The sequence below is a fragment of the Nonomuraea sp. PA05 genome (assembly GCF_008086045.1).
Taxonomy (GTDB): Bacteria; Actinomycetota; Actinomycetes; order Streptosporangiales; family Streptosporangiaceae; genus Nonomuraea; species Nonomuraea monospora.
In genome coordinates, this window is the sequence record NZ_VSEY01000016.1 from 17,859 (window position 1) to 38,569 (window position 20,711).

Here is a 20,711-nt window from a genome sequence, read left to right on the forward strand (position 1 = left end):
CCACCGATGGAAAGGGCGGGGCCGGTTCACCCGGCCCCGCCCTTCTCATGTCCGCTGCTACTTCTTCTTCCTGCCGAACCGCTGGCGCGTGCTGTCCGGCATCTCCTTCGTCGGCTCCGGCCCCTGCTCAGGCTGGGGCTCCGGCTCCGTGGCGGGCGGAGGCAGCGGCTGCACGGCCGTCACGTCCGCGTCGGGAGCCAGGTAGGGCGGCGGCTCGTACTCGGCGGTGCCCTTGTCGCGCACGGGCTGGAACAGCGAACCGGGCTGCTCCTGCTCCCACGGCACCGCGTCGCCCGACTCCGCGAAGGGCGCCGGGCCGAGTGGCTGCTCCACGCCGCCGTCGTACGGGTCGGCGCCGCCCGGCGGGATGTCCGTCGGCACCGGCGCGGGCGGCACCAGCGGCTCGAACGGGTCACGCTCGCGCGACCTGGGCGGCTCGCTGTAGGAGTCGAACTCGTCCGGGTGCAGCACCACGGGCTCGGGGTCCGCGGGAGGCGGCTCCTGCGTGTAGCCCTGCGGCGGGTACGGGTGGTTCGGGTCCTGGTAGCCGTACTGGGGCGGGCCGCTCGGATAGGTCTGCACCGGCACGAAGCTGATGATCGGCGCGTACGCCGTACCGCCCGGATACGCCGGAGCCGGGGCGGGGAAGCCACCAGCGGTGGCGGCGTAACCAGGGCCCGCCGGATACCCGCCACCGGCCGGATGCATGTCGGGACCGGTCATCGGGCTCGTCATCGGGCCGGTCATCGGCGGCGGACCCGCCTTGCGCACGGCCGCCGCGTGGGCCATCCTGCGCAGCCTGCCCTCGAAGATCAGCACCGCGAACAGCGCCAGCAGCACCAGCACCAGCGCCGGGATGCTCAGCTTGCGCGTCAGGTCTGTCTGGTCGAACTCCGGCGCCGCCCTGCGCAGCTCCAGCGGCACCTCCTCGGTGGAGGCGGCCTGCGTCTGGCTCGGCGGCGGGGTGCTGACGGTCTCCGTCGGCGCGATGGCCGGCATCTCGACCGACTGCTCGGGCGTGGGCGTCGTCTGGGTGACCGGCGGCACCTCGGCGGTCTGGGTCGGCAGCGGCTGCGGGTTCTGCGCCGGCGGCGTCGCCGCGGGCGTGGTCGCGGGCGCGCTGGTCGTCTTCGTGGGGGTCGGCGCCTTGGTGGTCTTCGTCGGAGTAGCGGTGACGGTCTTGGTCACCGTCGTCTCCGGCGCCTCCTCGGGCCCTGTGGGACTCGGCGAGCCTAACGTCGTGGTGACCGTGATCGTGGTCTCGGGGTTGACGTCGCTGCACAGCGTCACGTCGGGGTCGCAGGGCTCCACCGGGTCGAACGCCACGGAGGCGCTCGCGCTCTGCACGATGAACGGCGTCGCGCCGGCGCCCGTCAATCCGAGCGCCAGGACAATAGCGGACACGGCTGTCGCTCGCCTGCGTGCCACCGGTGCCCTCCGCGTAGTCCCGGAACCATGGTCAAGGGAATACTAGCCGGGTAAAAGTAACAGTAAAGACGGAATTACAACACCTTTCTGCGGTTACGGCCTCTTTGTACCGTGACAACGGCCCACAGGGCGGCCATCAGTACTCCGATACCCCCGGCAGCCCAGGGCAAAGCCTTCGGACCGTCGATCGGGCTGACCCATCGGACAGGCACAACAGGCTTCGCGGACACGGCCATCCCCCACGGAAGTGGCGCCTCCCCGCCGGCGGAGTCGCGCTGGAACGGGACAACCGCGGTGGGGAGGGTGGGGGTGGCCTGAGGTGCGGCCACCAACGGCTGCGGCACCACCCCAAGCGGCACCGGCACCCCAGCCGCACTCACACCACCCGCACTGGCACTTGCACCCGCGCCGCTCGCACCCGCACCCGCGCCGCCTACGCCCGTGCGCTGCGACGCGCCGCCCGGCACCGCACCCGGCACCGCACTTGGGACCGCACCCGGGACCGCACTCGGCACCGCACTTGGGACCGCACCCGGCACCGCACTTGGGACCGCACCCGGGACCGCACTCGGCACCGCACTTGGGACCGCACCCGGCACCGCACTTGGGACCGCACCGGAAACCGCCCTAGGAGCGGCGAGCAGCCCGGCACCCCCAGCCCCCGTCACCGCCCGAGCGCGACGCGACGCCACCCGCGCCCGAGGAGCCACAACCCGCGCCTCAGCCCGCCGAGGCTGCAGCCGATCCACAGAGCCGGAGACCGTAGCCGCGTCCCCCGGGATCACCTCTCCGCCCCACACAGCCGCAGTCCTGCTCATGGTCGTCAACCCCCCATCCCCGACATCCCGCACCCGAGCCACAGCCGCCAGCACCACTTCCTCACCCCCGGCGGGCGCACGAACCGTGACATCCACCGCCCGCTCCCCCGAGACCTCGCCCAACGCACACACCCGCGCCCCGGACAGCCGCGGAGCCGAGCCCCCCACCATGGCCAACGCCCGCATGGTCACCGCCCCGGCCACGGACAGCCCGCCGACGCCGGACGTCCCACCGACTGCAGGAATCTCCCCGACGACGGAAGCACTCCCGACCCGGACAGGACCCGCACCAGGAACAGGACCCGTACCAGAAGCAGAAGCCGCACTGGAGGCCCCAACCGGCGCCCCAGCCCCCGCCACGCAGGCCACCTCAGCCAACGCCTCCACAGGACTGGCCGCCACCGCGACCCGAGCCCCCCGCGCCATCCCGTTCAGCCGCACCCGGAACCGCTGCGTGTCCCCGGTCCTGACCCACTCGCCGACCCCGTCAACCCCGCTGACCTGTTCCAGCACCAGCGACACCCCGGCCGCCGCCACGGGCACGGAGGGCACAGCCACCAGGATCAGCACACCGCCGACGACCCAGCTCCTCCGCATGGCTCCCCACTCCCCCGCCGCGACAAATTACGCACAGTAATCACTATGTCACAGAGAGGGATGTCCTAATCACGGAGGAGCAGATTCTCCACAGTCTTCATGATCGGCAGATCGGCCCCCAGCCACTCCACCTCGTAGTACTCCCCCGGCCCGAGCCACCGCAGCGCCAGATGCTCCTTCGCCTCAGGACGCCCCGACAGCAGGGAGCAGAACCAGACGCGCATCACGTACCCGTCGGCAAGCGGCCAGTCACCGCCGACGCGCTCGCCCACCGCCACCTCGACGCCGAGCTCCTCCCGGCACTCCCTGACCAGCGCCTGCTCCTCGCTCTCCCCCGGGTCCACCTTCCCGCCGGGGAACTCCCAGCCGCCGGCGAGCGCGGCGGGCTCGGCGCGCTGGGCTGCCAGCACGCGCCCGCCAGGAGCGACGATCACCGCGGCGACGACCACAATGCTCATAGGGAAGGATTCTGCAGCTTCTTGATCTGTTCCAGCACATCGGGGTTCTGCAGCGGACGGGTGAAGCCGACGCGGTTGTCACGCGCCAGGTAGCTGGTGACCTTGATGGGCCCGCACAGCCGGCACCTGGCCTCCAGCATCTTGCCCTTCGACACGACCAGCCCGACATGGCCGGGGTTGTCGGCCGAGGTGCCCGGACCGGCGTTGAAGAACACCAGGTCCCCCGGCTGTTCCTCACCCTCTAACACCTTCACGCCGAACGGCCACTGCGTGAACGTGGTGCGCGGGATCGCCAGCCCCGCCGCCTTGTAGGCCGCGTAGATGACACCCGAGCAGTCGAAGGAGTCGGGCCCCGTGCCGCCCCACAGGTACGGCTTGCCGCGCTGGGCCAGCGCGTACTGCAGGATCCTGGCCACGAGGTCACTCGGCGCGGCCTCGACCAGCGGCTCGTCGCAGTCCTCCGACGCCTGCGGCGGCACCTTGACCGTGCCGGACTTGGCGTACTTCCTGGCGATCTCCTCGACCTGGTCGACGTACCACCAGGCCCGGTTGTAGACGAACAGCGCCTGCCGGACGTTCTCGGGGGCGCCGTTGCGCTTGAGCATCTTGGCGGCGCCGAGTATGGCGTCGGCCGGGTTGTAGACGTCGGCCACGCCGTCGTCGTCGCCGTCGGAGGCGTACCCGTTGAACTGGGACGACGTCGGGATCCTGGCCTTGCCGCCCCACGTGGAGATGAGGAACTGCATGGGCCCGGCCGCGCCGGCGGCGTTGGTGCCGCTGCTGACGCCGGGCAGGGTGGAGCGGCCGTGATCGGTCTCGCGCTTGCCGACGGCGGCCAGGATGTTCCACTGGACGCCGATCTTCTGGCCGTACTCCTTGTACAGCTCCAGGTACTCGGTCGGGATGTCGGAGGTGGCCGAGTCGGAGACCTCCTCGACCTGGGCGGTGTCCTCGCAGTCGATGGTGGCGCCGCCGTCGGACAGGAACGACGGCATCGACATCAGCAGCAGCGGCGACACGATGACGGCCACCAGAAGCAGCAATCCCGCCGCGCCGATGATCAGAGCGAGCCGGGCGCGAGAGAGCTTCACTGATCACCCTCCTGGCCTTCGGTGGACGGCAGGATGTCGTAGACGCGCCAGTCCGCGCCGAGCTGGCTGACCGTGACCGCGTACTCCTCCGTGGCCAGCTTGTTGCCGCTGGCGGCGGTGACCTGCCTGTTCGCGGTGACCACGAACACGATGGAGGACTTCTCGACCTGCCTGATCTCCTTCAGGTGGGCCGTGGCCGTGGAGACGGTCTGGTCGTTGCGGTTCTGCTCGACGAAGCCCGCGGAGGTGACCGTCCTGGTCAGGGTGCCCGCCAGCTCCGGCGTCGTGTACGCCTTCAGCCGCTCCGCGTACGCCGCCGGGTCCTCGTCGTACCGGAAGGTGCCGTAGGCGGCGGTGAACCGCTCGGCCAGGTCCGCCGCGGCGGCGAGCTGCTCCTTCTGCATCGGCAGGTACGCGTAGACGTCGAACGGCGCGGCGCTGGCGGTCGCCAGCGGCGTGCTCGACGCCACGGCGGAGCTGGTGGCGACGCTCGCCTCCGGCTCCGGCGCGGCCTGGTCGGACGAGTCCGGCCACATCGTCAGGTAGATGCCGACCGCTGCGATGACCACGACGACGGCGGCGAAGGCCACCCCCCGCCTGTCACCTGGCTGCGCCATGTTCAGTCCTTGTCCGGGTTGTTCGGCTTGAGCCAGAACGGCACGTCGGTGCTGTCACCTCCGGAGCCGCCGCCGTTGCGGCCGCTGCGCAGCCAGAGCGGGGGCGCTTCCGAGGTGCGGGACGACGGCTCGTCGGAACCGAAGATCCGCGGGCCGGACGACGTGCCGCCTGACCCGCCGCCCGACCGGGACCCGCCGTTGCCTGACCCGCCGCCGAAGAGACCGCCCGAGCCGCGTGAGCCGCGCGAGCCGTTCGAGCCGTTGGAACCGCCACCGAACAGACCGCCACCCGAGCCACGCGAGCCGCCCGAGCCGCGCGAGCCACCGCCGGAGCCGCGCGAGCCACCGCCGAACAGGCCGCCCCCGCCGGAGCCGCCGCGCGAGCGGGTGCCGCCCGAGCCGCCAGATCCGCCCGATCCGCCTGAGGAGCCGCCGAAGCGCGACGTGCGGGCGCCCGTGCTACGCGTGCCACTCGCCGATCCGGCTGATCCTCCGGCCGGCCCGCCGCGCCGGGCCCAGCCACCGCCGGACGCCCCGCCGAACCAGCCGCCCGCGGAGCCGGTGCCGCCGGACCCGCCCGTGCCGCCTGAGCCGCCTGACGCCGGCGCCCCTGCGCCCGCCCGGGGCCCACCGGCTGCCGGGCCCCGGCCGCGACCGGCCGTGCCGCCCAGGTTGAGCGGCGGCGCGGTGCCTCTGCGCGGTTCGAGCGGTGCCCGTCCGGCGGCCTTGCCCTGCGCGTCGGTGTCGAGCGGAGCCGCCGTGGCCGGGATGCGGGTGCCCGCCTGAGCGCCCTCCCCTTCCTCGCCGCGTACGCGCACCTGTCCGGCCGCCGCGGAGGCCGCTGCGCCCGCCGGGCCGCCGGCCGCGCCCGCGGCCCTGATGAGCGGCTCGGCCTTGCGCAGGCCCCAGCGGCCGATCCTGGCGGAGGCGACCGGCGGCAGCGCGCCCGCCGACCGTTCGAGCACGGAGGAACTGGCGGCCTCGCCGAGCATGCGGGTGGTGACCGTGTGCCCGCTCATCGAGGCGAACAGGTGCTGGAACGGCCGCCGGTAGAAGAACACCGCGATCGTCAGCAACGCCATGAACAGCACCTGCATGCCCCACGGCATGGCCGTCGAGATGATCAGCGCGTACCCGTACACGAGCACGCTGAGCACGATCGTCAGCACGGCCTGCCGCAGCAGAGTGCCGACGAGCATCTCCACCCAGCGCATGGCGATGATCCGCCCGCTGCCGGGATGCACGCCGATCAGCAGGAAGATCGGCCCCAGGATGAGCAGCAGCAGGAAGCCCACCTTCAGCACCAGCAGCGATACCGCCACCAGGAAGATGAGCAGCCCGGCCACCAGGGCCGCGATGAACGCTCCGACGGCCACACCGAGCCGGTTCGACCAGTCGCGTCCCGAGAAGGTGGCGTAGCGCGGATCGTTCCTCAGCTTCTCGGCCAGCGAGGCGTACTCCGACTGCCTGGCCCCCACGTCGGGGGCGGGCTGGCCGGCCTGCGGCGGCGGGACCGACTGCATCTCCAGCACCTTGCGGCCCCAGTCGCGCACGACGGGCTGCTGCGGGTCGGCGGTGCCGAACAGGCCCACCAGCCACGGCTTGCAGACCAGGGTGGACCACAGCGCGTCGGCGTTCTGGTCGACGCCCGCCGTGCCGGTCTGGGCGTACCCGCCGGCCTGCACCTGCGGGTTGGCGGTACCGGGCGGGGGCAGGCATGACGCGCCGCCGGCGCCCGGCAGGCCGGAGAAGGCGGAGTTGACCACCTCGCCGGTCTTGTCCGTGACGACTTTGCCCAGGCCGGTGAAGTCGCCGGGACGGCTGAAGAACCAGACCGCCACGGTGACCGCCAGCACCATCCAGATGACGCCTTCCGCGGTCGTGGTGGCGCGCTTGCGGATCAGCCCGTACCAGGCCAGCCAGATGGCGCCGAGGATGACGATCGGGCGGAGGTAGGGCCAGTACATGGCGTTGGACAGGTTCGTGACGATGTCGTCGACCACGTCCTTGATGGACTGCAGCGGCCCTTCCGTCGCCGCCGCCTGGTACGTGGTGATCGTCAGCCGGTCGACCGCCTTGGCCGCCGTGAAGATGCCGTTGGCCCACATGTTGCCGAGCACGGCCACGTAGTCGGAGCAGGTCAGGTCGTGCGTGTGCCAGAACTGGCCGCTCATGCCGAACTGGCCGTAGTTCGTGGTCGGCGCCTGCGGGCCGCCCGCCGGGGCCGGCGCCTGGATCAGGCCGTCGACGCCGCTGCCGACCATCTCGACGTTGAGCGGGCCCGACAGGTCACAGGGGGCCGCGGCGGCCGGGGTGGTGGCGGCGCCCAGCACGAGCGGGACCGCCAGGACGGCGCCGACGATCGCGAGCACGACCGCCGATCGTCGGGATAGCCGGATCTTCATGACCGTACCTCCTGCGCCCTGCCCACGCCCCCTTGAAGATCATGCCCGGTGCCATCGGGTTTGTCGTGTGTCGGGTTCGTGTCGAGCCAGCGGAGAAGCTCCTCGGAGATCAGGTCTACTCCGATTCGGCCCGCCCTGCCATCCAGATCGCGGAATACGCATTCGCCGTTCCCCAGCGAGCGCAGCACGGCCTTGTGCTCTTCCGACGGCTCCACCCCGAGCAGGGACATGACGTGGTCCACCTCCACCCGTTCGGTGGACCTGAACGCGAACACGGACGACAGGCAGTTGGTCACCTGTTCGTTGAGCAGGTCTCCCGCGTTCTGCGAGACCAGCACGAGCGCGGTGTTGCGGGAGCGGCCCATCCGGCTGACCTCGGGCACCAGCTTGGCGCCCTCGGGTGTGGAGGTGATCGCCCACGCCTCGTCCAGGAAGATCGCCTTGGGGGCGCGCCGGTCGAGGCCGTTCATCAGCCTGCGCGCGAACTGCGACACCAGGTAGAGCAGGGCGACGGAGAGCCGCTGCTCGTAGGAGTAGTCCTCCCTGCCCGTGGTCACGTCGGGCAGCGTCAGGCCGCCCAGCGTGAACACGGTCGTCCACCCCTCGGTGTCGATCTGGTCGCCGCCGGAAGGGTCGAAGCAGAGCCTGGCCAGATGCATCTCGGACATCGAGCGCAGCACCGCGCCGAGGTTCTTCGAGGCGGGGTCGTCGGCCTGCTCCAGGTAGTCGACGACCTTGCCCAGCGAGGGGTCCTCGCCGTTGGAGACCGCCGCCACCGCCTGGATCATCGCCGACTCGCGCTCCTCCGACATGCGGGGCAGCAGCAGCCGCAGCGTCTCGGTCGCCATCGTCTTCTTCGCCGCGATGTCGTCGCCGAACGAGAACGGGTCGAGCAGCCCCGGCGCGGCCGACCCCAGCGGGATCACCCGGGCCTTGCGGCCCCGCTTCTCCAGGAGCTGCACCAGCGACTCCGCGTCGCCCTTCGGGTCGATCACCGCGACCGTCACGCCGCGCAACGCCATCTGGTAGATCATCAGCAGCGCGAGCGTCGTCTTGCCGCCGCCCGGCTCGCCGGTGATCGCGATGGCGGTCGGCCGGTTGCGGGTGGCCGCCACCAGGGGGTCGAAGTGCACGATGCTGCGCGCCCTGCCGACCGTCTCCCCGATGTACGGGCCCAGCCAGCCCTCGTTGCCGTCGTCCAGCCGGTCGCCCAGATCGACGGTCGCCGTGGCCATGCCACCCGCGATCGTGCGCAGCGGCTGGCGCTGGGCGTAGGCGTTGATGCCCACCTTCTCGCCCGGTAGCGACTCGCGGAACAGCGAGAACTGGTCGCCCGTCGAGTTCACGACGTCGATGCCCATGTCGCGGTAGTGCTCCACCACCGCCTCCACCCGCTGCACGCAGATGTCCTCGGTCGGGGCCGAGACGATCAGGCGGTGCCAGCCGTACACGAACGGCAGCCGCTCCTTGGTGATGCCGTGCTCCAGCATGCGGGCCGCGTCGATCTGCTCCGCCAGCGCCAGCGGCGCCTCCGCGCCCGCCTCGCGGATGTGGTGGTCCATGTCGCGGGCGTGCGCCAGCTTGCGCGCCACGTCCTTGGACGCCTTCACCGGCGGGATCAGCCGCATCCGCGAGGAGACCTCCACCGGGAACGGCAACTGGTCGGCGAAGTGCATCCACGGCTCGCCGTCGGGGAACGGCATCAGATCGGGGAACCGAGCGAACGACAGGTACGACACGTACGAGTCGCCCTGCGGCTGCACGATCCGCAGCAGCGACCTGCCGTTGTGGATCTCACCCTCGACCAGCGACTCGATCTCGCCCCTGCCCCAGCGCCTGCGCGGGCTCGCCGACGGCGCGGGATCGCCCACCGCGCCGGCCGCCGCGTGCTGGAACAACCACGCCACCTCGACGGAGGTGGCGTGACGGGCGTACAGAGCGCTCGACGCGAGCGCCCGGCCGAGCCGTTCCGCCTGCTCCGTCCACCGCCCGATCTCGCTGTCGGGCACGTGGTCGTCCTCCATGCCCAGCGCCTTCTCCGTACGCTGGTAGAAGCCGAAGAGCTGGGACAACACGCCGCTGCCGAGCTTCTTGCCGCGCGGGCCGAGCCGCACGCCCAGGTAGACCTCCTTGGTCCAGAAGTCCTTGGCCCAGACGTGCCGGTACATCTCCTCCAGGTAGTCGCGCCAGCCGGACCCCTCGTCGGAGGTGGCGTTCAACGCCATGGCCCACTCGGCGGCGGGATACGTGCGGTGCGCCACCCGCAGGTGGACCTCGGCGTCGGGCATCCTGATCGCCGCCAGCGCGATCGTGATGTTGGTGGCCAGCGCCTCGCGCTCTTCCGGCGTGACGAACTCGTAGCTGACCGTCGGAAGCCGGAAGTACGCCCATGCGCAGGTGTCTGTGAGCAGGATGCGGTCGTCGAAGTAGCGGACCGCGAGGCGCTGGTGCGCTCGGGACGCCCTGCTCATGCCGCCCCCTCGGCGCATGAACGGGCCAGACCTGCTCGCTTGTTCACTTATCGCTCACCGATTCTCGTGCCCGGGGGGTCACTCGCCAACTCCTCTTCGCTCGCCGCTCGTACGGTCTGTGCCGCGAAGCCCGCGACCACGACACCGGCGAGGGCGAGATACGCCCGCCGCCCGGCCGCGCGCAACTGCCCTGGATCGACCACCTCGGCGCCGCCCGGCGCCAGGTCGTCCTCCCAGGGGACCCTGACGATGGCCCGGCACCTGCCTCTGGCCACCGACTCCGCCTGCTCGACGTCGGTCACCGAGCGCCTGCTGACGCCGTTGACCACCATCACCGCCCGCCTGCGCAGCTCCGCGCAGCCGTGCCCGTCGAGCCACTCGTACGTCATCGCCACCGCCTCCGGCGCCTCCTCGCTCGCCGGAACCACCAGGACGAGCTGGTCCGCGTACGGCAGCAACCTGGCCGCCAGGGCGGCGGCCGGGTCGATGACGGCCAGCTTGTAGTGGCGGTCGAGCAGGCGCATGGATTCGCCGAGCCGGTGGTCGGAGAAGAAGGACCGATCCGCGAGACGCTGCTCGGCGCCCGCGTCGGTGTCCGCGCTGATCACCTCTAGCCCGGAGGCGGTCCGCGTCGTGTAACCCCGCATGGTGAGATAGCCGCTGACCCGGTCGAGCCCTGACAGCAGCGAGGTCAGGGTCTCGGGGGTCTCCGGCTGGATCTTGCTGGTCAGCGTGCCGCCGCCGGTGTTGGCGTCGACGGCCACGACCCTGTCGTCACGCACCTGGGCGAAGGTGTGGCCGAGCATGAGCGCCGTCGTGGTCTGCCCGGCTCCACCGGTGCAGCCCAGCACGACGATCCTCCTGCCGCCGCCGAACACGGCCCTGGCCCTCGCCTCGTCGATCTCCGATCCGTCGGTACGGACTCCGCCGCCGCCCACCACGACCTGCGCGATGCGGCGCCAGCCGCCGGAGTCCCTGCCCACCACCGACTCGATCCTGCGTACCTTGCCCTCGCCCGCCCTGGGACCCGGCACCGCGCCCGCCGCCTCGCGCGTCTCCGCGCCCCGCACCGGCACGTCGCGGGCGCTCACCGCCTCGCGCGTCTCCGCGCCCGGCACCGGCACGTCGCGGACGCTCGCCACTTCACGCGTCTGAGCGCCCCGCACCGGCACGTCGCGAGCGCTCACCGCCTCACGCTCGCCGACCGTCCGGCCGTCGCCCTCGCGGGTGGGCTCGTCGCCACCCTCGCGCTCGCCGACGGACAGGCCGACGCCCTCACGCTCGCCCGCCTCGGGCGCGCTGTGCTCGCGCGTCACGGGCGCGCTGTGCTCGTGCGTCACGGGCGCGCTGTGCTCGTGCGTCACGGGCGCGCTGTGCTCGTGCGCCTCGGCGACCTGCGCCTCACGCTCGTCCGCCACGCCCTCGCCACCGGCACCGCCCGCCGCCGCACCATCGCCGCCCGCCACCGCAGCGTCGGGCTCAGCCGCCACCGGCCCCTCAGCGACGTCCGCGACCGTCTCCGGCACCTCGTCCGAAGGCCCGGGCTCCTGCACAGCCGGCCGGGGCACAGGCTTGGCGTTCGGGTTGAGCGGCGGCCAGACCCGCTGCGTCCCAGGCAACAACAGCCCCTGCGGCAACCGAGGCGGCTGCCCCTTCCTGTGCTGATCCCTGGCGACCTCGTCCTCACCGCGCCGCCCGCCGGCCTCGCTCCGCCCGCCGTTCTCGGCCGGAGCGTCGGCACTGGCCGCGAGCTTGCGCAGCCGCCGCAGCGCCTCGGTGTCGATGGGCTTGCCGGCCGCGGGCTTGCGGCTCTCCACAGTCTTGATCGGCACGCTGGCCTCGCGCGCCGCCACCGCCTCCGCGCTCACGTCCTCCGCGCTCTGCGCATCCACGCGCTCCGGCGCGGGCCGCACCTCAGCGGCGTCATCCCCGCCACCGGCACGCTCAGGCTCGGGAACGCCCTCCCGCACCGGCTCGGGAACGTCCTCCCGCACCGGCCTCACAAGCTCGGGCTCGACGACCGCGTGCCCCGCTGCTCCAACAGCCTCGTCCAGAAGCGACACCGGCTCCTGACGCCGCCCAGCGCCCCCTGAAAGCCCCTCCTCGCGCCACACCACGCCCGGGCCGCTCCCGGACACCGGAGGCGCCGCCCCCTGCCGCACCCGGCCCTTGAGAGCGGGCGCCGCGCCACGCCGGGTGCCCCAGCCCGTACGCGACGACGAGGGCTCGGCGACGGGCGCCTGCGCGGCGGCGGCCGCCGCGGCGGCGACGGCGGGGCGGACCTGGCGGGGCCCGGTGAGCCGCTGACCCTCGCGCTTGCGCTGCGACTGGCGGGCGGTCTTGCGGGGCGCCTTCGCCTTGGCGCGGACGGATCCGGTGCGCCAGACGCGACCGGAGAACGTCACGGTCTCGGGCTCCGCGCCGGGCGCCAGGCGGTACCAGGCCTTGGGCTGGCCGAGGTAGCGGAGCTGGGATTCGAGCAGCTCGGTGAGCCGCTTGCCTTCGATGACGGGACGGGTGGACAACCACGTCACGATGCCCGGTGGCACCAGGAACAGCACGTGCCAGGGCATCTCCACCGGCACGCCCACCAGGACCAGCAGGAGCGACCACGGGACGAACACCCCGACGAAAACGCCGATCCAGACGATGGGCAGCGGCATCGGCAGCCGTAGGTCGTACAGCTTGTAAAGCCGCTTCTCGATCCGCCAGATGTTCGTGTACGTGGGCAGGTCCACGCGGTCCTCCTCTCCACCCGCTCGTTCATGACCGCAGGGAAGCGGTCTCAACCCTTATCTGATGCCCAGTGCGCCCGCGATCGCCCGCGCTGTCACCTCGATGATGTTGGGAACGTAGAAGATCACTCCGATGGCCACAGCCAGTATCAGGAACTGCACGAAACGCGTGATCTCGCGGGTGAAGAGGAAGAAGAGCGCGACCACGGAGACGACAACGAGGAACAACGGAGCGAAGAAGGCGCGCAGGAAGTTGGCGAGCCCTCCGGTGTCGATGCCGGTGGACACCGGAGTCGGTGTCGGCGACATCTCGATCAAGGTGAGCATTACGGTCTTCAAGGTCACTTCTTGTCCTCCCGGGGGGTACCGATCCGCGGCGTGGCCGTGCCTCTATCCAACGACCCGTCCGCCGCCGCGGATGTCGGCGACGAACCACTTGTCGCCCTGCTTTTCCACGGTCAGGCGGTACACCTGCTCCAGCGTGCCGCCGACCACCGCCGGGTCGGTGGCGTTCGGAGTGGGCGGAGCGTCGCCGTTGGGCACGGCCCACACCACGACCGCCTGAATCTCTCGGGTGGCACCCCCCACAGGCACCACGACTTCTTTGAGCTGCGAGAAAGTGAACGCGCCTGCGAAGCTGGGCAGGCTCTTGCCGGCGGCGACGTAGCGCTGCAGCCCGGCGGCGTCGCCGAGCGCGTATTCCTTGAAGAAGCCTTCCAGCTGCGGCTTGAGCTCGGCGGCCGCGGCGTCGTCCGTCTCCGGCGCGGCCACCTGGGGCAGGTCGGCCGGGGCGGGGGCGGGCAGGATCGCCGGGCGGCCCGCCACGACGAAGCGCCGGCCGGCGTCGTCGCCGGAGTAGTAGACCGGCACCGACAGCATCATCCGGCGCGGGCCCGACTGGAACGCCACGTTGATCACGGCGTTGTGGGCGTCGCTGGCCTCGATGTCGTACGGCTGGACGGCGACGGCCGCCAGCTTGCCGTAGCCGTCCCAGCCCATCTGCGGGTCCATGCCTTCGGCCAGGAACGCGGCGAGCTTGTTCGACCTGCTCGCGGCGTCTTCCGGGCTGAAATTCAGGTAAACGCCCGCGAACTGGGCGGCGAACGCCATACCCCCGTCCGTGGGGAATCCCTTGTCGGCCTGCGCGGCCACATTGGACGAAGCAGGCTCTTGCTGCGTAAACCGCTCAAATGGGGCACGAATCCCATTCACCACGATTACCACAATAAGCGCCCAGAGAATGATGCGGCCGGTCCACACCAGCCACCGTCCGCCGCCACCCGACCAGCCGCCGCGCCGCGGCCTGCGGGGCGGCGGCGCCTCGAAGTCAGCCGTGTCCAGGGTTGCGGAAAGCCCGGGCCCGTCAGCGATCCGAGGATCGTGCTGGACGGTAGACCTACGAGCCATCACGCCTCCGCTCGCGCCGATCCCCCCGGCTGGCGCGGTGTCGTCCGTTGCCGATCCCCATCATCCGCGGTGAAGTAGTCACCCTATCCGGTCTCCGCCATTAGTCCGAGAAAGCCACGCCCATGCTGCGGCATGACCCTCCCCACCGGCAAACCGAGCCCGTATGACAGGCCACAGTGCCGATTCCTATCAGTCCCCGTTCGAATCGGCTTTTGACCAGGCCAGACGCCTAAAATGCCATAGCTCGGCAGCCACGAATTCCTGTCCAAAACAGGCATGGACCTGTCTCGACCTGCGGAATCGGCATGGGTCGCGATCGGCGCCGGTTCGTCAGGCAGGCTCCGGATCCTGGCTCGTCCGCGCCTGACGCCTGCTGTGGAGATCCACCACCGTCGGCCGCACCGCGCGCTCCAGCGAGCCACGGAGATCGGCCAGCATCTCCGCGGGCTCGCGCTCCCGCATGCGCGTCGACATCTCGATGCGCTCGTCCACCTTCCTGCGGAGGTACGCCTCGCGGTTGACGCGCAGGCCGTACATCAGCTCGACCCTGATCAGGGCCAGCTCCTCCTCGAGGCTGATTCCCGCGAGCGTGGGCGCCGAGCGGCGCTTCCTGGTGATGCGACGGAACATGAGGGCCTCCCGAGTCAGCGTGAACGCCGTGACGATTCGACGCGCGGGGGCCCAAAGTGGTTGACGCATCAGTTATCCCTGGAACAAACGTCTGGTCATTCCAGGGAAACCAGACGCCATGGGGGCTTCGCCGTCGGCCGCCGTCGGTAACCTACCGTAGCGAAGCCTCGCCGCCCGTGATTGGACGTGCGACAAGCCGGACGGGCGCTCAGACGTTGAAGCGGAACTCCACCACGTCACCGTCGCGCATCACGTAGTCCTTGCCCTCGATGCGCGCCTTGCCCGCCGAGCGGGCGCTGGCGATCGAGCCGGCCTCCACCAGGTCGTCGAACGAGACGACCTCGGCCTTGATGAAGCCGCGCTGAAAGTCGGTGTGGATGACGCCGGCCGCCTCGGGCGCGGTGGCGCCCTTGCGGATCGTCCAGGCCCTGGTCTCCTTCGGCCCGGCCGTCAGGTACGTCTGCAGGCCCAGCGTCTCGAAGCCGACCCTGGCGAGCTGGCGCAGGCCCGACTCCTCCTGGCCCACCGACTGCAGCAGCTCCAGCGCCTCCTCCTCGTCGAGCTCCACCAGCTCCGACTCGATCTTGGCGTCGAGGAACACGGCCTCGGCCGGAGCGACCAGCGTCGAGAGCTGCTCCCGCAGCGCGGTGTCGGTCAGCTCGTCGGCGTCGAGGTTGAAGACGTACAGGAAGGGCTTGGCCGTCAGCAGGTGCAGCTCGCGCAGCTCCTCGCGGTCGAGGCCGCTCTCGAAGACGGTCTTGCCGGTCTCCAGGACGGCCAGGGCGGCCTCGGCGGCCTCCAGCGCGGCCTTCTTGTCCTTGTTGTTGCGCGCCTCCTTCTGCAGGCGCGGCACGGCCTTCTCCACGGTCTGCAGGTCGGCCATGATCAGCTCGGTGTTGATCGTCTCGATGTCGCGCTTCGGGGAGATCTCGCCGTCGACGTGCGTCACGTCGGGGTCGCTGAAGACGCGGATCACCTGGCAGATCGCGTCGGTGTCGCGGATGTTGGCGAGGAACTGGTTGCCCCTGCCCTGGCCCTCCGACGCCCCCTTGACCAGGCCCGCGATGTCCACGAACTCGACCTTGGCGGGCAGGACGCGGGCCGAGCCGAAGATCTCGGCCAGCACGGGCAGCCGGTCGTCGGGCACGCCGACGATGCCCACATTGGGCTCGATGGTGGCGAACGGGTAGTTCGCCGCGAGCGCGTTGCCGGTCTTGGTCAGCGCGTTGAAGAGCGTGGACTTACCGACGTTGGGCAACCCGACGATGCCGATGGAGAGACTCACGGACGGAGAGTTTACTTGCTGAGCACGGACAGACAGGTCACCGGACGGTAGCCCTCGTCCGCCCGCAGGTACCGCTTCGAGCTGGGCGGGCAGCGCGCGGGCGTGACCTCGAACGACACCACTCTGGCCCAGGCGTGCGGAGAGTCGCAGGGCAGCCGGGTGACGGCGGAGCGGGCGATCACGTCCGTTGCGGGCTCGGCCACGCAGGCGCCGCGGTCGAGCACCTGGCCGCCCCGGCCCAGGCAGATGACCTGGAGGTCGCCGTCCAGCGTGTCGAGGGTGCCGTCGGGGCAGGCGGCGGGCTCGCCGGTGAGGGCGAGCGCCCTGCCGTACCAGCCGGGCCGCGAGCAGGCACGCTCGCGGCCGTCGAGCGTGACGCAGTCGCCCGGCCTGAGCAGGCCGCCGCCTTCGCCGGGAGCTCCGGGATGCGGTTCCAGGAAGTTGCGTACGCAGGCCGTCCGCCCGGCGCCGACCCGCAGGACGTCGTCGGTGTCCGCCGGGCACTCGCCGGGCCCCGGCGGGTCGGCGGCCATGGCGATCACCTCGGAGTCGCCGCCGTTGCACGCCGTCAGCGCCAGCTCGCCCGTCACGCACGCGCCGGGCGTCCAGCGCAGCGTCGGCCGCGGCTGCCGCACGCTCTCCCCCGAGCCCGCGATGACCGCGCCGCCCAGCGCGATCAGGACCGCCGCGACGGCGGCGCCCGCGGCGGCGAGCTTCGGTACCGTATCCATCCCAGTACTGTGCGTGACAGGAGATGGGGCGCACAAGCGGAACGCCCAAGCGTGTCGGGAAGAATCGCGCCCCCGATCCTGCGATCATCGATGGAGTGGACGTGGTGTCGCTACTCATCGGTCTAGCCGTCGGCCTGCTCGTCGGGTTCCTGGTCGCCAGGACGCGGGCGGCGGTGCGGGTGGCTGAGGCCGACGCGCGGGCCAGATCGGCGGCCGAGAAGCTGGTCTACGTCGAGGAGCAGCTCGCCGAGCGCTTCCAGGCGCTGTCCACGCGCGCGCTCGACGTCAACAACATCCGGTTCCTGGAGCTGGCCGAGACCAGGCTCGCGGCCACCCGCGCGGAGGCCGCAGGCGATCTCGATCAGCGCAAGCAGGCCGTCGAGCACCTGGTCGAGCCGCTGAAGGACGCGCTGGCCCGGGTCGAGTCGCAGTTGCGCGACACCGAGTCGGGGCAGCGGGCGGCGCGGGCCGAGCTGGCCAAGCAGATGGAGTTCGTCCGGCAGAGCAACGAGCAGCTCCGCTCCCAGACGACCGCCCTGGTCAGGGCCCTGCAGCGGCCCGAGGCGCGCGGCCGGTGGGGCGAGCTGCAACTGCGCAGGGTCGCCGAGATCGCCGGCATGCAGCGCTACTGCGACTTCGACGAGCAGGTCGCCGAGGGCTCCATGCGGCCCGACATGGTCGTCAGGCTCGCCGGGGGCAAGAACATCGTCGTCGACTCCAAGGTGTCGCTCGCGGCCTACCTGGAGGCGGCCGAGGCATCCGACGAATCACTCGCCACCGTACGGCTCGACGCGCACGCCAGGCACGTCCGCGAGCACATCGACCGGCTGGCGGCCAAGGCGTACTGGCAGGGGTTCAACCCGTCGCCCGAGTTCGTGGTGCTGTTCATCCCCGGTGAGGCGTTCCTGGCGCCGGCGCTCGAACGCGACCCCGGCATGCTGGAGTACGCGATGACGCGCCGCGTGCACATCGCCACCCCCACCACGCTGATCACGATGCTGCGCACCGCGCACTACGCCTGGCAGCAGGCGGCGCTGAGCGAGAACGCGCGGGCGGTGTTCGAGCTGGGCAAGGAGCTGTACGAGCGGCTGTCGTCCCTGGGCAGGAACGTCGAGTCGCTCGGCAAGGCGCTGACCAGGGCGGTGGAGGCGTACAACAAGTCGGTCGGATCGCTCGAAAGCCGCGTCCTGGTCACAGCGCGCAAACTCCACGATCTCGGCGTCGTGGACGGCGAGCTGGACGCCCCCGAGATGCTCGAAGGGCTGCCCAGGCCGCTGGCCTCCCCCGAACTGCTCGAAACCTCATCTCTGATAACCCACGCGAACGGTAAGTTGGCAGGCGGGTCGCAGTAAAAGGGGGATGGGCCAGTGGCAGGTGAGAAGGGCAGGCGCTCTGCGGTCAGGCTGACTGCTCGCGGCGCCATCGCGCTCGCCCTGGTGGCCACCCTGGCGGGCTACGTGCTGACAGCCGTGTTCGGCGTGGAGCAGCTCGTGGGCGCGGCGTTCGTGCTGTCCAGCGTGCTCGGCGCGGTGCTGGTCAACCGGCGCGAGCTGCTGTCGCTGGTGGTGACGCCGCCGCTGGTGTTCTTCTGCGCGACGCTCTTCGTGGAGCTCGGGCGGGCGTTCGGCTCGGTGTCGATCGTGCAGTCGCTGGCGCTGGGCCTCTACACGTCGATGACGCAGGGCGCCCCATGGCTGTTCGCGGGCTCGGCCCTGGTGCTGGGCGTCGCCTGGCGGCGCGGGCTCCGCGACAACGTACGGGAGCTGCGGGAAGAGCTGAAGGCGGGCGCGGAGATGACGCGCCCGCGCCAGCCGTTCGTGCCGGAGCCCGAAGGGTACTTCGAGCCCAAGCTGTACGGGACCCCTCGCGGCGAGGACTGAGACTCAGGAGGCGCGCAGGTCCTTGCGCAGCTCGTGCGGCAGCGCGAAGCGCATGCTCTCCTGCACCGGCTCGACCTCCGTCACGTCGCCGAACCCGTGCCCGGCCAGCTTCGCCAGCACCTCCTCGACCAGCTCCTCAGGCACCGAGGCGCCGCTCGTGACGCCGACCGTGGTGACGCCGTCGAGCCACTCGTCGCGGATGAAGTCGGCGTTGTCCACCAGGTACGACGCCTGCGCGCCGTAGTCCTTGGCCACCTCGACCAGCCGCTTGGAGTTCGAGGAGTTCTCCGAGCCGACCACGATGACGAGCTGCGACTCCGCCGCGATCTCCTTGACCGCGATCTGCCGGTTCTGGGTGGCGTAGCAGATGTCGTCGCTGGGCGGGTCGATCAGCGTGGGGAAACGCTCCTTGAGCCGGGCCACCGTCTCGGTCGTCTCGTCGACCGAGAGCGTGGTCTGCGACAGCCACACCAGCTTGCTCGGGTCCTTCACCCGGACGTTGTCGACCGAGTCGAGCCCGTCGACGAGCTGGATGTGGTCGGGGGCCTCACCGGAGGTGCCCTCGACCTCCTCGTGCCCCTCGTGCCCGATGAGCAGGATGTCGTAGTCCTGGGCCGCGAACCTCTTGGCCTCGTTGTGTACCTTCGTCACCAGCGGGCAGGTGGCGTCGATGGTGCGCAGGCCACGCTGTCTGGCCTCGTCGTGCACGGCCGGCGAGACGCCGTGCGCGGAGAAGACCACGATCTCCCCCTCCGGCACCTCCTCCGTCTCGTCGACGAAGATGGCGCCCCTGGCCTCGAGCGTCTTGACGACGTGAGTGTTGTGGACGATCTGCTTGCGGACATAGATGGGGGCGCCGTACTGCTCCAGAGCCTTCTCGACCGCTACCACGGCTCGATCGACTCCGGCACAGTAGCCCCGTGGCTTGGCGACGAGGACTCGGCGGGAAGTGGGGGTCTGGGGCTCCATACTTTCTATGCTACGTGGAGCGGCCATCTGGCCCGCGCGTGCGTGGTTGCCCACGGTTTGCCAGACTAGCCGTCCATTACTGACCTCCCAGGGAGACGTTCATGTCCCTCAGCGACGTGATACGCAACATCGCAAGAACCGTTACCAACAAGGACGAGCTCAAGGAGAAGGCGAAGGACCTGCCGCTTCTGGTCGTCCAGACCACGCTCAGCGCCGCCGGACAGGCGCTGCTGCTCGTGGACCGCATGAAGAACTCCATCAAGGGGATCGGCGGCAAGCAGGAGCGCGAGGAGGAGTACGACTCCCGTCCCTCCGCCGCCGAGCAGGTGGCCGCCGCGCCCGCCGAGACCTCCGACGACAAGACGGCCCGCAAGGAGCCGGTCATCTTCGCGCCCCGCTCCGGCGCGGCCGAGCCCAACGGCGTCGCCAGGACCAAGCCGGACCCGGTCATCTTCGCGCCCGCCCCCAAGCCGTCGCCGGTGGACGACGCGGAGTCCGTCGCGGTCGCCGAGCCGCAGCCCGAGGCCGCCCCCAAGGCCTCCGAGCCCGCGACCAGGACCGAGGCCGCCCCGCAGCCGGCCGGTGAGACCGCCACCCCCGCGGCCACCGAGTCCAAGGCCGTCACGGACACCATCGCCGAGCCGGAGACCACCCCCGCTCCCAAGCCCGTGTCCGTGGAAACCCCCGCCCCCGAGGCCGCGGTCGTGGAGACGCCCGCCGCCGCTGAGGCCGAGGCGCAGGTCGCGCCCGCCGCCCCCAAGCCGGTGGACGAGCCCGCTGTGGAAGAGCCTGCCGTGGAGGAGCCCGCCGAGGCGCCCGTCGCCAAGCCGAAGGCCACCAGGACGCGCAAGCCCGCCCCCAAGGCTGGTTCGAAGACGAAGGCCGAGCCCGCCACCGCGCCGGAGCCCGCCGCCGCCACCGCCGAGCCCGCCCCTGCCCCCGAACCGCCCGCCGCCCCCGAGCCGGTCACCGCCGCGCCCGTGGACCTCACCGAGCCGCTGCCCGGCTGGTCCGAGCTGACCGTCGCCTCCCTGCGCGCCAGGATGCGCGGCAAGACGGCCGAGCAGATCGGCGGCTTCCTCGCCTACGAGCAGGCGACGAAGGCGCGTCCCGAGGTCATCAAGATGTTCGAGAACCGTCTCGCCAAGCTGCAGGCCGGCGAATAGGTCACACTCACCCCGTAGTCTTC

At 71.3% G+C, this 20,711-nt stretch carries 16 protein-coding genes; 3 read left to right on the forward strand and 13 right to left on the reverse strand.

What is annotated here, in order from left to right; translation table 11 throughout:
* Positions 1 to 57: 57 nt before the first annotated feature.
* From FXF51_RS24750 to FXF51_RS24805, 12 genes are all read right to left on the reverse strand, one after another.
* Positions 58 to 1,404, reverse strand: a complete 1,347-nt coding sequence (locus FXF51_RS24750; RefSeq protein ID WP_148437048.1) for a hypothetical protein — start codon at positions 1,402 to 1,404, stop codon at positions 58 to 60.
* 1,504 nt (positions 1,405 to 2,908) lie between these two features.
* A complete protein-coding gene (locus FXF51_RS24755) occupies positions 2,909 to 3,301 on the reverse strand; it encodes a (deoxy)nucleoside triphosphate pyrophosphohydrolase (protein WP_148437049.1) in 393 nt (130 codons plus the stop codon).
* Positions 3,298 to 4,392 (reverse strand): NlpC/P60 family protein, encoded by a 1,095-nt coding sequence (locus FXF51_RS24760; protein ID WP_148437050.1) that lies wholly within the window; start codon positions 4,390 to 4,392, stop codon positions 3,298 to 3,300. The genes FXF51_RS24755 and FXF51_RS24760 overlap by 4 nt, the downstream gene beginning before the upstream one ends.
* A complete protein-coding gene (locus FXF51_RS24765; RefSeq protein WP_148437051.1) occupies positions 4,389 to 5,009 on the reverse strand; it encodes a hypothetical protein in 621 nt (206 codons plus the stop codon). The genes FXF51_RS24760 and FXF51_RS24765 overlap by 4 nt, the downstream gene beginning before the upstream one ends.
* A gap of 2 nt (positions 5,010 to 5,011) precedes the next feature.
* Complete coding sequence (locus tag FXF51_RS24770) at positions 5,012 to 7,414, reverse strand: type IV secretion system protein (RefSeq protein WP_148437052.1); 2,403 nt, start codon at positions 7,412 to 7,414, stop codon at positions 5,012 to 5,014.
* Positions 7,411 to 9,885: an ATP-binding protein gene (locus tag FXF51_RS24775; protein WP_148437053.1), complete on the reverse strand. Its 2,475-nt coding sequence runs from the start codon at positions 9,883 to 9,885 to the stop codon at positions 7,411 to 7,413. Before FXF51_RS24775 ends, FXF51_RS24770 begins: the two co-directional genes overlap by 4 nt.
* Before the next feature lie 47 nt (positions 9,886 to 9,932).
* The gene (locus FXF51_RS24780; protein WP_187414550.1) at positions 9,933 to 12,623 is read right to left on the reverse strand and encodes a TcpE family conjugal transfer membrane protein; all 2,691 of its coding nucleotides are present in this window, start codon (positions 12,621 to 12,623) and stop codon (positions 9,933 to 9,935) included.
* Positions 12,624 to 12,677: 54 nt separating this feature from the next.
* Complete coding sequence (locus FXF51_RS24785; RefSeq protein WP_148437234.1) at positions 12,678 to 12,947, reverse strand: hypothetical protein; 270 nt, start codon at positions 12,945 to 12,947, stop codon at positions 12,678 to 12,680.
* 63 nt (positions 12,948 to 13,010) lie between these two features.
* Positions 13,011 to 13,730, reverse strand: coding sequence for a conjugal transfer protein (locus FXF51_RS24790; protein ID WP_262379809.1), 720 nt, complete (start codon positions 13,728 to 13,730; stop codon positions 13,011 to 13,013).
* 627 nt (positions 13,731 to 14,357) lie between these two features.
* A complete protein-coding gene (locus FXF51_RS24795; protein WP_148437056.1) occupies positions 14,358 to 14,657 on the reverse strand; it encodes a hypothetical protein in 300 nt (99 codons plus the stop codon).
* Positions 14,658 to 14,865: 208 nt separating this feature from the next.
* Complete coding sequence (gene ychF / locus FXF51_RS24800; RefSeq protein WP_148437057.1) at positions 14,866 to 15,942, reverse strand: redox-regulated ATPase YchF; 1,077 nt, start codon at positions 15,940 to 15,942, stop codon at positions 14,866 to 14,868.
* An 11-nt stretch (positions 15,943 to 15,953) separates the two neighbouring features.
* Complete coding sequence (locus FXF51_RS24805) at positions 15,954 to 16,673, reverse strand: hypothetical protein (protein ID WP_148437058.1); 720 nt, start codon at positions 16,671 to 16,673, stop codon at positions 15,954 to 15,956.
* A gap of 95 nt (positions 16,674 to 16,768) precedes the next feature.
* Between FXF51_RS24805 and rmuC the strand changes: the two genes are divergently transcribed.
* Both rmuC and FXF51_RS24815 read left to right on the forward strand, forming a co-directional pair.
* Positions 16,769 to 18,025: a DNA recombination protein RmuC gene (gene rmuC / locus FXF51_RS24810; RefSeq protein ID WP_148437059.1), complete on the forward strand. Its 1,257-nt coding sequence runs from the start codon at positions 16,769 to 16,771 to the stop codon at positions 18,023 to 18,025.
* Positions 18,026 to 18,040: 15 nt separating this feature from the next.
* Positions 18,041 to 18,553, forward strand: a complete 513-nt coding sequence (locus tag FXF51_RS24815; RefSeq protein ID WP_148437060.1) for a DUF6542 domain-containing protein — start codon at positions 18,041 to 18,043, stop codon at positions 18,551 to 18,553.
* Between the two features lie 3 nt (positions 18,554 to 18,556).
* On the opposite strand, the gene FXF51_RS24820 is transcribed toward FXF51_RS24815, so the two are convergent.
* On the reverse strand, positions 18,557 to 19,522 hold the full coding sequence (locus FXF51_RS24820) for a 4-hydroxy-3-methylbut-2-enyl diphosphate reductase (RefSeq protein WP_148437061.1): 966 nt from the start codon (positions 19,520 to 19,522) through the stop codon (positions 18,557 to 18,559).
* A gap of 101 nt (positions 19,523 to 19,623) precedes the next feature.
* Here FXF51_RS24820 and FXF51_RS24825 point away from each other — a divergent pair, with 101 nt between their 5' ends.
* Complete coding sequence (locus tag FXF51_RS24825; RefSeq protein WP_148437062.1) at positions 19,624 to 20,688, forward strand: hypothetical protein; 1,065 nt, start codon at positions 19,624 to 19,626, stop codon at positions 20,686 to 20,688.
* Positions 20,689 to 20,711: the final 23 nt, after the last annotated feature.

What these genes read in the sequence shown, in the direction of transcription:
- FXF51_RS24755 (WP_148437049.1), bottom strand. Translation starts at nt 3,301, where the DNA reads ATGAGCATTGTGGTCGTCGCCGCGGTGATCGTCGCTCCTGGCGGGCGC.
- FXF51_RS24765 (WP_148437051.1), bottom strand. Translation starts at nt 5,009, where the DNA reads ATGGCGCAGCCAGGTGACAGGCGGGGGGTGGCCTTCGCCGCCGTCGTC.
- FXF51_RS24770 (WP_148437052.1), bottom strand. Translation starts at nt 7,414, where the DNA reads ATGAAGATCCGGCTATCCCGACGATCGGCGGTCGTGCTCGCGATCGTC.
- FXF51_RS24775 (WP_148437053.1), bottom strand. Translation starts at nt 9,885, where the DNA reads ATGAGCAGGGCGTCCCGAGCGCACCAGCGCCTCGCGGTCCGCTACTTC.
- FXF51_RS24785 (WP_148437234.1), bottom strand. Translation starts at nt 12,947, where the DNA reads ATGCTCACCTTGATCGAGATGTCGCCGACACCGACTCCGGTGTCCACC.
- FXF51_RS24790 (WP_262379809.1), bottom strand. Translation starts at nt 13,730, where the DNA reads ATGGCGTTCGCCGCCCAGTTCGCGGGCGTTTACCTGAATTTCAGCCCG.
- FXF51_RS24795 (WP_148437056.1), bottom strand. Translation starts at nt 14,657, where the DNA reads ATGTTCCGTCGCATCACCAGGAAGCGCCGCTCGGCGCCCACGCTCGCG.
- FXF51_RS24805 (WP_148437058.1), bottom strand. Translation starts at nt 16,673, where the DNA reads ATGGATACGGTACCGAAGCTCGCCGCCGCGGGCGCCGCCGTCGCGGCG.
- FXF51_RS24820 (WP_148437061.1), bottom strand. Translation starts at nt 19,522, where the DNA reads ATGGAGCCCCAGACCCCCACTTCCCGCCGAGTCCTCGTCGCCAAGCCA.
- FXF51_RS24825 (WP_148437062.1), top strand. Translation starts at nt 19,624, where the DNA reads ATGTCCCTCAGCGACGTGATACGCAACATCGCAAGAACCGTTACCAAC.